This window comes from Pseudomonas sp. S3_B08, assembly GCF_054667725.1.
The window spans coordinates 2,467,551-2,478,868 of record NZ_CP162750.1 but is presented as its reverse complement, the minus strand read 5'-3'; the positions used below and the strand labels follow the sequence as shown (position 1 = coordinate 2,478,868).

General features: G+C 61.1%; 10 protein-coding genes. 6 read left to right on the top strand and 4 right to left on the bottom strand.

Going from position 1 to position 11,318, the window contains the following annotated elements:
• The first annotated feature begins 220 nt into the window (after nt 1-220).
• The 4 genes from AB4N73_RS11235 to hcnC all read left to right on the top strand — a co-directional run bounded on the left by AB4N73_RS11235 (nt 221) and on the right by hcnC (nt 4,540).
• Nucleotides 221-1,150, top strand: coding sequence for a hypothetical protein (locus tag AB4N73_RS11235; RefSeq protein WP_056788998.1), 930 nt, complete (start codon nt 221-223; stop codon nt 1,148-1,150).
• 417 nt (nt 1,151-1,567) lie between these two features.
• Complete coding sequence (locus AB4N73_RS11230; RefSeq protein WP_016775225.1) at nt 1,568-1,882, top strand: (2Fe-2S)-binding protein; 315 nt, start codon at nt 1,568-1,570, stop codon at nt 1,880-1,882.
• A complete protein-coding gene (hcnB, locus tag AB4N73_RS11225; RefSeq protein WP_460143453.1) occupies nt 1,879-3,288 on the top strand; it encodes a cyanide-forming glycine dehydrogenase subunit HcnB in 1,410 nt (469 codons plus the stop codon). Before AB4N73_RS11230 ends, hcnB begins: the two co-directional genes overlap by 4 nt.
• Nucleotides 3,281-4,540: a cyanide-forming glycine dehydrogenase subunit HcnC gene (gene hcnC, locus AB4N73_RS11220; RefSeq protein ID WP_460143452.1), complete on the top strand. Its 1,260-nt coding sequence runs from the start codon at nt 3,281-3,283 to the stop codon at nt 4,538-4,540. Before hcnB ends, hcnC begins: the two co-directional genes overlap by 8 nt.
• Before the next feature lie 211 nt (nt 4,541-4,751).
• Here hcnC and AB4N73_RS11215 read toward each other — a convergent pair whose 3' ends face one another.
• On the bottom strand, nt 4,752-6,560 hold the full coding sequence (locus AB4N73_RS11215) for a monovalent cation:proton antiporter-2 (CPA2) family protein (protein WP_460143451.1): 1,809 nt from the start codon (nt 6,558-6,560) through the stop codon (nt 4,752-4,754).
• A 250-nt stretch (nt 6,561-6,810) separates the two neighbouring features.
• On the opposite strand from AB4N73_RS11215, the gene AB4N73_RS11210 reads away from it, so the two are divergent.
• Nucleotides 6,811-7,725, top strand: coding sequence for a LysR family transcriptional regulator (locus AB4N73_RS11210; protein WP_460143450.1), 915 nt, complete (start codon nt 6,811-6,813; stop codon nt 7,723-7,725).
• On the opposite strand, the gene AB4N73_RS11205 is transcribed toward AB4N73_RS11210, so the two are convergent.
• Together AB4N73_RS11205 and tcuC are read right to left on the bottom strand one after the other, a co-directional pair.
• The gene (locus tag AB4N73_RS11205) at nt 7,715-8,485 is read right to left on the bottom strand and encodes a substrate-binding domain-containing protein (protein WP_460143449.1); all 771 of its coding nucleotides are present in this window, start codon (nt 8,483-8,485) and stop codon (nt 7,715-7,717) included. The genes AB4N73_RS11210 and AB4N73_RS11205 overlap by 11 nt on opposite strands.
• A 12-nt stretch (nt 8,486-8,497) precedes the next feature.
• The gene (gene tcuC / locus AB4N73_RS11200) at nt 8,498-9,790 is read right to left on the bottom strand and encodes an MFS transporter (RefSeq protein ID WP_016775219.1); all 1,293 of its coding nucleotides are present in this window, start codon (nt 9,788-9,790) and stop codon (nt 8,498-8,500) included.
• An 884-nt stretch (nt 9,791-10,674) separates the two neighbouring features.
• Between tcuC and AB4N73_RS11195 the strand changes: the two genes are divergently transcribed.
• Complete coding sequence (locus AB4N73_RS11195) at nt 10,675-10,983, top strand: RcnB family protein (RefSeq protein ID WP_460143448.1); 309 nt, start codon at nt 10,675-10,677, stop codon at nt 10,981-10,983.
• A 21-nt stretch (nt 10,984-11,004) separates the two neighbouring features.
• On the opposite strand, the gene AB4N73_RS11190 is transcribed toward AB4N73_RS11195, so the two are convergent.
• Nucleotides 11,005-11,316: a protealysin inhibitor emfourin gene (locus AB4N73_RS11190; RefSeq protein ID WP_041477010.1), complete on the bottom strand. Its 312-nt coding sequence runs from the start codon at nt 11,314-11,316 to the stop codon at nt 11,005-11,007.
• Nucleotides 11,317-11,318 lie beyond the last annotated feature (2 nt).

Sequence of the window (11,318 nt, the reverse complement as noted above, 5' to 3'; positions counted from 1 at the left end):
GCCTGGTGAATCAGAACTGATCGGATTTGCCACGCTTTGGTTAATGCAGAAAACCCGCAATCGGATGCGCTTTATTGCAAGTTGCACGGTCCGAGGAAGTTCAAGTTTTGTAACTCATTGAAAGAAAAGGAGTTATTAAAAGTGTTTGACTGGCACGGTCACTGCAATTCCTCACCCGACGACTTGTAACACCATTTTTCATGCCTGGAGCACTACAACAATGAATAGATCCCCTGATGGCTATTATCCTGCCTTGGAAGAGTCGAGCAGCGTGTCAGGCGTGTCCTGGGGCGCGATCTTCGCCGGTGCTGCGGCTGCCGCCGCGCTGTCGATGATTCTGGTGCTGCTCGGGTTTGGCCTGGGCTTTTCGGCTGTATCACCGTGGGCCGGAGAAGGCGTCAGCGCCAAGGGCCTGGGCATTTCAACGATCGTCTGGCTGGCGGTGACGCAGATCATCGCTTCCGGCATGGGCGGCTACATTGCCGGCCGTCTGCGCGTTAAGTGGGCCAACATGCACGGTGACGAAGTCTACTTCCGCGACACCGCACATGGTTTCCTCGCCTGGTGCGTCGCTACTTTGGTGACCGCTGTGCTGGTGGTCGGTTCGGTCAGCAGCGTCGTCAGTGGCGGTGTGCAGGCGGGTGCCAACGTAGTCGGCGGTGCTGCCGGTGCGATGAGCCAGGCCGCCGGCTCTGCCGCAGCCAATACTGACAGCGATCAGTACGGCTACTTCGTCGACAGCCTGTTCCGCGATGATCGTCCTGCTGCCGTCAGCGATGACGCTGCACGCGGCACTGTGACCCGCATCTTCACGCAAAGCCTGGCCAACGGTCAGCTCAGCGCCGAAGACCGTACCTACCTCGCACAACTGGTATCGCAACGTACCAATCTGAGCCAGGCCGATGCTGAACGTCGTGTCGACGAAATCTACGCCAACACACAGAAAGCCATCGCTGACGCCAAACTGAAAGCTCAGCAAGCGGCCGATACCGCCGCGAAAGTCGCGGCCTACACCTCGCTGTGGATGTTCGTCGCGCTGCTGGCCGGTGCGTTCTTCGCCAGCCTGGCAGCCACCTTCGGCGGTCGTCGTCGCGATGCAGTCGAGTACGTTGAAGTCGACACCTACACCACTACCACTCCGGTCCGTTAAAAAGGAGAGTCACCATGCGCTCATTACTGCTGTTTTTCCTCGGCGTACCGATCCCGATCATCATCCTGATCGCCCTGTTCGTACACTGATCCCTCTGAGGCAGGATGCCTCTGCCGCTTTCATCTTCGGGTGAAAGCGGCTTTTTGCATTCTGCGGGGCCAGTTCGTCTTCTCCAACTAACCGTTTCCATCCCGCCATCTTCACTGGCCTGGATCAATATTTCGCCTGGCGATATCGCCTACCGTAAATGATCCAGGCCTTTGCTGAGGTATGAGCTACATTGCTTGTCGCGCACCTTGTTGCGCTGACGAAGTATCCGCGTCGACGTTGAAAACACAGCAATAAAAGCGTCGACGAGGCGTAGTGCAGCAAGGAGCTGACACAACCTCAACTGAATCTTCACGGACGAACACCGTAATGAACTGCCTAGAAAGAACCTTCGATATCCAGCCCTTGGTGCAGGCGGACATGACCGTGCACATCAATGGCCAAGCGGTCAGCGCCGCCATCGGCGAAACCGTTCTCAGCGTCATCCAGTCCCTCGGCGTGCGCCAGATCGCACGCAATGACCACGATCAGATCAGCGGCGCCTATTGCGGCATGGGCGTGTGCCAGTGCTGTCTGGTGAAAATCAACGGTCGGCACAAGCGCCGCGCCTGCCAGACGGTGGTGCGCGACGGCATGCAGATCGAAACCCGAGTCAACCGCGTCGTCGCGCAGGAGGTCGTATGAGCCTGCAACCGTTGATCGTCGGCGGCGGGCCGGCGGGGATGGCGGCGGCCATCGAACTGGCGCGCCACGGCGTGCGCTGCACCTTGCTCGAAGAGGCTTCGCGCCTCGGCGGCGTGGTCTATCGCGGGCCGCTGCGTGATGGCGTGCAGCTGGATTATCTCGGGCCGCGTTATTCCGAAGCACTGGACAAACTGCACGGCGAATTTCAGCAGCAATCGGGGCTGATTGACGTGCGCCTCAACCATCGCGTGGTCGGCGCCGAAGGCACCCGCGCAGTGGTGGTGCTCGACGGTGATGAGCAACTGCACGAGATCGCTTATCCGCAACTGCTGTTAGCCGCTGGATGTCACGAACGCAGTGTGCCGTTCCCCGGCTGGACGTTGTCGGGAGTGATTCTGCTCGGTGGTCTTCAATTGCAGATCAAGAGTGGTGTGGTCAAGCCGCGGGGGCCGGTGATCATCGCCGGCACCGGGCCGTTGCTGCCGCTGGTTGCGACCCAGTTGCATGCCTCCGGCGTGCGTGTCGCTGGCGTCTACGAGGCGTGTGCGTTCGGCAAGATCGCCCGCGAGAGTCTGGCGCTGCTGAACAAACCGCAGCTGTTCCTCGACGGCTTGAGCATGCTCGCTTACCTCAAGCTGCACGGCATCCCCATGAACTATGGCTGGGGCGTGGTTGAAGCCCATGGCGACGGCGAGCTGAAAAGCGTCAGCGTCGCGCCGTATTCGTCGACGTGGGAGGCGGATCTGTCGCGGGTCGAGCGCTTCGAAGCGCAGACGCTGGCGGTCGGTTACGGTTTTATTCCGCGCACGCAATTGAGCCAGCAGATGGGCCTTGATCACGGCTTCAGCGACGATGGCTACCTGCGTGCGCACGCCAATGTCTGGCAGCAAAGCAGCGTGGCGCATGTGCATCTGGCCGGCGACATGGGCGGGATCCGCGGCGGTGAAGCGGCGATGCTGGCGGGCAAGATCGCCGCCACTTCGATCCTGCTGCAACGCGGTGTGCTCGACGCCGAGCTGGCCCGGGTGCGCCGCGATCGTTACGCGAGCAAGCTCAGAGCCATCGTGCGCTTTCGTGCGGCGGTGGATCGCTACACCGAGCGCGGCGTTGGTCAGATCGCTTTGCCCGCAGCCGACACGGTGATCTGCCGCTGCGAACATGCGACCCGCGCCGACATCGATCTGGCGCTGGAGCAGGGTGTGCAAGACATCGCCAGCCTGAAAATGCGCACCCGCGTGAGCATGGGCGATTGTCAGGGGCGGATGTGCGTCGGCTATTGCAGCGATCGTTTGCGCCAGGCTACCGGACGTCAGGATGTCGGTTGGTTGCGCCCGCGCTTCCCGATTGATCCGGTGCCGTTTTCCGCGTTCCAGTCCCTCGGCACGGAGGGCGCTTGCCATGAGTAAGTTCTACGACGTGGTCATTGCCGGTGGCGGCGTGATCGGCGCCTCCTGCGCCTACCAATTGTCCAAACGCAAAGATCTCAAGGTGGCACTGATCGACGCCAAGCGCCCCGGCAATGCGACCCGTGCTTCGGCGGGGGGGTTATGGGCAATCGGCGAGTCGGTCGGCCTCGGTTGCGGGGTAATTTTCTTTCGCATGATGTCGGCCAACCGCAAGCGCGCAACCCAGGGCGCTGCGGTAGCGGTGGACGCCAGTACGCCGCATATTCTGCCGCAGTCGTTTTTCGATTTTGCCTTGCAGTCCAACGCGCTGTACCCGGCGCTGCACCGCGAGCTGAAAGACAACCACGGCATGGATTGCAAGTTCGAGAAGACCGGATTGAAATTCGTGATCTATGACGACGAAGACCGGCTCTACGCCGAGCACATCGTCGGCTGCATTCCGCATCTGGCCGATCAGGTGCGCTGGCTCGATCAGGCGGCGTTGCGCGCGGCGGAACCGAGCGTCAGCCATGAGGCGCGCGGGGCGCTGGAGTTTCTCTGCGACCATCAGGTCAGCCCGTTCCGCCTCGCTGATGCCTATATGGAAGGCGCGCGGCAGAACGGCGTCGATATCTTCGTCAACACCAACGTCACCGGCGTGCTGCATCACGGCACTCGCGTGACCGGCGTGCAGACGTCGGAGGCGGGGGTGTTCCACTGCAAGACGCTGATCAACGCCGCCGGTGCCTGGGCGGCGGATCTGAGTGAGTGGGCCACGGGGATTCGCATTCCGGTGAAACCGGTGAAAGGACAGATTCTGCTGACCGAACGCATGCCGAAAATCCTCAACGGCTGCCTGACCACCAGCGATTGCTACGTGGCGCAAAAGGACAACGGCGAAATCCTTATCGGCAGCACCACCGAAGACAAAGGCTTCGACGTCACCACCACCTACCCGGAAATCGCCGGGCTGGTGCAGGGCGCGGTGCGCTGTCTGCCGGAGCTGGCGGACGTCAACCTCAAGCGCACCTGGGCGGGATTGCGCCCGGGCTCGCCGGATGAGTTGCCGATCCTCGGGCCGATGCGTGGGATCGAGGGTTATCTGAATGCTTGCGGGCACTTCCGCACCGGCATTCTGACCTCGGCGATTACCGGTGTGCTGCTGGATAAACTGGTGAATGACGAGCCTTTGCCGCTGGATATCACGCCGTTTCTGGCGGATCGGTTTGCAGTCGCGCCGGTCGAGCCTGCGCCCGCGCTGGAACTGGCCTGATTCTCTCCCACATGATCGTTCCCACGCTCTGCGTGGGAACGCCTCAAGGGACGCTCCGCGTTCCAGCTCGGGAAGTGGAACGCGGAGCGTCCCGGGCTGTGTTACCACGCGGAGCGTGGGAACAATCAATCTGTCAGTGAAGTATTGGGTGACTGATACGACGCTTTTGCGAGCAGGCTCGCTCCCACAGTTGGATCTGGGCAAGGCACGATCAGGATTTTCGGGCTTCCTCTTCGAGCTGATCCGATTCAAACAATTTGGCCAGTTCCGCCCGGGCTTCCTGGGCGGTCTGCAGGACTTTGGCGGCATCGTCGTAGACGGCGTGTTGCGCCTCCAGCACCTGTTCGTCGTGATGCTTGAAACGCTTGATCCGCGCATCGGCCTGGGCTTGGGTCAGACCGAGGCCGACCAGCGTGCGCCGGCTCATTTCCAGGCTCGAATAATAGGTCTCACGAATCGCTTGCGCGCCGACATCCACCAGGCGATGCACGTGCTGACGGTTACGCGCGCGGGCGATGATTTTCATGTGCGGATATAGCTTGTGTACCACTTCGGCAGTCTTGATGTTGGTCTCCGGATCGTCCGTGGCAATGACGAAATATTCCGCTTCGCCAACCTTCGCCGCGTGAAGGATTTCCGGGCGCATCGGGTCGCCGTAGAACACTGGCACACCGCCGAAGCTGCGCGACAGTTCGATGGTTTCCACCGAGGTGTCCAGCGCAACGAACTTGATGTTCTGCGCGCGCAGAATCCGCGCCACGATCTGGCCCATCCGGCCCATGCCGGCAATCACCACACGCGGTGCTTCGGTGTCGATTTCGCGGAATTTCTCCGGCACTTCCACCGGCTGCACTTTCGGGCTGACCAGACGCGCGCAGATCAACAGCAACAACGGCGTCAGCGCCATTGACAGGGTGATGGTCAGCACCAGCAGGTCGTACAGACGCGGCTCGAACAGGCCCTGATCGCGACCGATCTTGAACACCACGAACGCAAACTCACCGCCGGCAGCGAGGACGATGCCGAGGCGAATTGCGCTGATTTTGTTCAATCCTCCTGCCAGGCGCCCAACCACGAACAGCAGCGGCAACTTCAGACCGATCAGCAGCAGGGTCAGGCCCAACACGGTGATCGGCGCGCTCAACAACAGGCTGAGATTGGCGCCCATGCCGACGCTGATGAAAAACAGTCCGAGCAGCAGGCCCTTGAACGGTTCGATCTGCGCTTCCAGCTCATGCCGGTATTCCGAATCCGCCAGCAGCAGACCAGCGAGAAACGCACCCAGCGCCATCGACACACCGACCAGATCCATCAGCCACGCTGTGCCGATCACCACAAGCAACGCGGTGGCGGTGGACACTTCCGGCAGCCCGGTTTTTGCCACTACGCGGAACACCGGACGCAGCAGATACCGCCCGCCGATAACCACCACGGCAATGCCGCCGAGCACCTGCAAGCTGTGACGAATATCGTCGGCGGTGCTGGTGTGATGGTCGACGCCGGCGAGCATCGGCACCAAGGCGATCAATGGAATCGCCGCAATGTCCTGGAACAGCAGAATCGCAAACGCGAGACGCCCGTGGGGGCTGGTCAGTTCCTTGCGTTCGGCGAGGCTTTGCAGGCCAAAGGCAGTGGAGGAGAGCGCCAGACCGAGGCCCAGCACAATCGCGCTGTTCAGCGGCTGGCCGAACACCGACAGTGCCAGCACGCCGATCACCGAAGCGGTCAACAGCACCTGCGCCAGACCGACGCCGAACACCGATTTGCGCATCACCCACAAGCGTCGCGGCGACAGCTCCAGGCCGATGATGAACAGCAGCAACACCACGCCCAGCTCGGAAATATGCGCAACGCTTTGCGGGTTGCCGATCAGACCGAGCACCGACGGGCCGATGATCACCCCGGCAAACAGATAACCGAGCACCGCGCCCAGTTGCAGACGTTTGGCCAAAGGCACGGTGAGCACGGCCGCGAACAGAAACACGACAGCGGCTTGCAACAGATTGCCTTCATGGGGCATTGGAACCACTCCTGACTACGGCTACGGCGGGGGTGACAAGGATAAGGGTTACACGGCCTTCAGACCATTCGAGATCCAATGTGGGAGCGAGCCTGCTCGCGAATGCGCTGGGTCAGCCACCTATCCATTGACTGATGCCCCGCCTTCGCGAGCAGGCTCGCTCCCACAAGGGCAGCTTCCATCAGACCTGTAATAATTTGCATCAACTGGTTACATTTATAACCCCTGCGCATCAATTTCCGGAAACGCCATGGCCATCAACTTCGACCTAAACGACCTGCAAGCCTTTCGCGCGGTGGTCGAGCAGGGCAGTTTTCGCAAGGCTGCCGACACCGTGCGCCTGTCGCAACCGGCGCTGAGTCGGCGCATCGAAAAGCTCGAAGATGCCCTCGGCGTGAAACTGTTCGAGCGCACCACGCGCAAGGTCAGCCTGACCCAGGCCGGGCGCGGCTTCATGCCCAGCGTCGAACGCTTGCTGGATGATCTCGACATTGCCTTGCTCGGCATCAGCGAAGTCGCCTCGACCCGACTGGGCCATGTCACCGTCGCCTGCGTGCCCTCGGCGGCGTACTACTTCATGCCCCGCGTGGTCGCGCGCTATCACCAGCAGTTTCCACGGATCAAGGTCAAAGTCCTCGATTCCAGCGCCCACGATGTGTTGAGTGCGGTGGTCAATGGCGAGGCGGATTTCGGTTTGAGTTTTCTCGGCACGCAGGATGCCAAAGTCGAGTTCGAACCGCTTGTGCAGGAGTGCTACGTTGTCGCCTGTCGTCGCGATCATCCGCTGGCCGGGCGCAGCAGCGTCAGTTGGGACGAGTTCTATCAGCAGGATTACATCGCGCTGGACAGGACCTCGGGTAATCGCTTTCTGCTCGATCAGGCCTTGGGCGGGGTGGTGCCGCAGCGTCAGAGCATCTGCGAGACGCGGCATGTGACGACGATGATCGGTCTGGTAGAGGCGGGTCTGGGCGTGGCAGCGGTGCCGTTGATGGCGATGCCCGGGCCGGATCATCCGATCCTGACGCGGGTGCCGCTGATTGAGCCGCAAGTGATGCGCAGTGTCGGCATCATCAAGCGCCGGGATCGCACGTTGACCCCGGCGGCACTGGAACTGGAGCGGCTGGTCGTGGAGATGCGCGTCCAGCCGCCAGCGATCAACGCTTGACCGAATCCAGCCCGGTGGCCTGTACATCAGCCTGAGCGGCCGGTGCAGCGAGGTAGGCGAGCAGGGCTTTGGCTTCTTGCGGATGCTCGGCCTTGACCGGAATGCCAGCGGCAAAACGCGTCACCGACTGCACCGACTCCGGAATCTTCGCGACGAAGCTTACGCCCGGCACGGGCAGCAATTCGCTGACCTGCTGGAAGCCCAACTGATAGTCGCCAGTGGCAACCACCGAACCGACCGGGATCCTGGCAATCATTTTCGCCTTCGGTTTCAACTGGTCTTCGATGCCGAGTTTCTTGAACAGCTGCTGCTCGATGTACACGCCGCTGGCGCTGTCGGAGTAGGCCACCGACTGCGCATCAAGCAGGGTTTTCTTCAGGCCGTCGACGCTGCTGATGTCCGGTTTCGGCGCGCCTTCACGCACTACCATGCCGATCCGCGAATCCGCCAGTTCAACGCGGGAGGCCGGGTCGACCTTGCCTTGTTTGATCAGCTCATCGAGGGCGTAACCGACCATGATCACCACGTCGGCGTGCTCACCGCGTGCCAGACGATTGGGAATCGCTTCCGGCGCCTTGCCCATCGACGGGCCGAGGCTGGTGGTCAGCGTGTTACCGGTGGCGGCGGCAAATTTCGGCCCGAGGATCTTGTAGGCGGCAGTGAAACCACCGGAGGTCATCACGCTCAGTTCTTCGGCCTGGGCCGCGAAGTTGAACGCGAGACCGGCGAGCAGGGCGGTGATAGTAAAGAGTTTTTTCATGGCGAGTATTCCTCAGGCCGCGACAGGTTGCAGACGACCACCGGCACGGCGGTACAGGTAAAGCGTGGCGCACAGCGCGCACAGGGCACCGATGCTCATCCAGTAGCCTGGCGCGGCTTTGTCGCCGGTGTACTGGATCAGGAAGGTCGACATCGCCGGGGTGAAACCGCCAAAGATCGCCGTGGCCAGGCTGTAAGCCAGGGAGAAACCGGCGACGCGCACTTCAACCGGCATGATTTCGGTCAGCGCCGGAATCATCGCGCCGTTGTACAAGCCGTAAATGAACGACAACCACAGCAGCGACAGCAGCATGTTGGTGAAGCTCGGCGCCTGCACCAGGAACGACAGCGCCGGATAAGTCGTGGCCAGCGCCAGCAAGGCCATGCCGATCAGCACCGGACGACGGCCGATACGGTCGGACAACGCGCCGCCAATCGGCAGCCAGAAGAAGTTCGACACGCCCACCAGCAGCGTTACCAGCAACGCGTCGGAAGTGCTCAGGTGCAGCACGGTTTTGCCGAAAGTCGGCGCGTACACGGTGATCAGGTAGAACGCAGTGGTGGTCAGCGCGACCATCAACATCCCGCCGAGCACCACGCCCCAGTTCTGGCCGAGGGTGCGGAACACTTCGCGCATGCTTGGACGGTGTTTGCGCGCGGCGAACTCTTCGGTTTCCGCCAGGTTGCGGCGCAGGAAGAAAATGAACGGGACGATCATGCAGCCGACGAAAAACGGAATGCGCCAGCCCCAGGCGGCCACGGCTTGCGGCTCCATCCACTGGTTCAGACCGTAGCCCAGCGCTGCCGCGACGATGATCGCCACTTGCTGGCTGGCCGACTGCCAAGCGGTGAAAAACCCTTTGCGGCCCGGCGTAGCGATTTCGGACAGATACACCGAGACACCGCCCAATTCCGCACCGGCCGAGAAGCCTTGCAGCAGCCGCCCGATCAACACCAGCGCCGGGGCGAACAGGCCTATGGTTTCGTATCCGGGCACCAGCACAATCAATATCGTGCCGCTGGCCATGATCGACAGGGTGACGATCAGACCTTTGCGCCGGCCGACGTCATCGATGTATGCGCCGAGCACGATGGCGCCCAGCGGACGCATCAGGAAGCCTGCGCCGAACACCGCAAAAGTCATCATCAAGGAGGCGAACTCGCTGCTCGCCGGGAAGAACACCGCCGCGATCTGCGTGGCGTAGAAGCCGAACAGAAAGAAGTCGAACTGTTCGAGGAAGTTGCCCGAGGTCACCCGGAAGATGGCACCGGCCCGCGAGCCGTTGGTTGGGATTGAGGCTGTCATAGAAAAGTACTCCACCGCTTTTATGACGTGCGCTACGGAGAAGCGGCGCACGGTTTTTATTGAGGTGGATGGTGGCGCAGATGTAACAATCTGTTAATTGCATTGTTGGCATGGATTGATGCGTGGGGCGGATCAATGGATTCAGTACTTGGCGCATTTGTGGGAGCGAGCCTGCGTCGCGTCGGGCGATGATTTGTTCTGGCTGACCGGGTACATATCCGTTGCTGCGGTCATGGCCGCTTAGGGTTTCGCCCTTACGGCGACTCACTTTTTTTACAAACGCCTAAAAAAAGTAAGCAAAAAAACGCTTGCTCCTGCGTTCGGCCCTCGCAGGCTCGGGTTCCTTCGCTGCGGGATCGATCCGGGCGCAGCGGCTCCGGTTTGCTTCGCTGCACCTCCTTGCGCTGTGTCTGGCTGCGCCAGACGGTCGCTGCGCTCCCACGCCCGGATCAATCCCTCCGCTCAGCCTTCCGACGTCGCCGGTGGATCAAAAGCAGGATCAAAAGCACTCGAGCTTGCGCTCATTGTTGAGTGGGGCGGCTTCGCCGCGGGCAGCTGCGCTGCTTTGCTTTTCTGGTGGGGGCGAGCCTGATCGCGACGACGGCCTGCAGGTGGCCAAGTTTCTATCGAATTCACGCGATCCAACTGTAGGAGCTGCCGAAGGCTGCGATCTTTTGATCTTGCTTTGCTTGGTCTTGTAGGAGTGGACCGGAGCTCAGGTCAATAATTGCGCTGTAATACAAAAACCTGCGGGAGCTGGCTTGCCAGCGATGGCGGTCTGATGGGCAAAGCCTTCTAACGGCCGCATCCGGCAAAAAACAAGGAATGTTTCCCGCGCCGCGCAGTCGGAGTTCAGGTACTACCCATCCGAAAGAGGTTCACCGATGAACAGCAAAACCCTAATCGCCAGCCTGGCCCTCGTTGCCGGCATTGCCGGGATCACGCCCATTGTTCAAGCGGCGCAAACCTCCAGCGAACCCGCCGTGCAATCGCCGACCAGCGATCGCCAACTGAAGGTCAACGACCGCGCACCGGAAATGTACCAGCGCGAAGACAAGGCGCTGAAGAACTGGAAAGCCAAAGGTCTGAAAGCACCGATCGAGCAGGCGCAGTGGGTGCAGATCAATGACAAGTACGTGATGGTGATGATCACCAATGGCACGATTGTCGAGATGCATCCCGTCGAGAAATAGCCTGAACATCGGGGGGAGCGTTTACAGAAGCTCCCCCTTGTCCCAAAGCTGCACCAGCTCCCCAGGCGCCCGATCCTCTGGCACCTTCAACACCATTTCCCCTGACGGGTAGCGCACCTCAATCTGGTAGAAGCGCTGATCCCCACGGCCGGATTCGCTGCTGTCCAGTGGCAGGCAACCCTCAAGCACCGAGCATATTCTCGAACGCTGACTGATGTCGCATTGCGCGAATTCGATTTCCCGTGGGCGGCTCAGGCTGTGAATCGCTGCAACGCCACCCTGGCGAGATACGCGCAAAACGGAATCTTTATCCAGCTCGGGTAGCGTTTTCATAC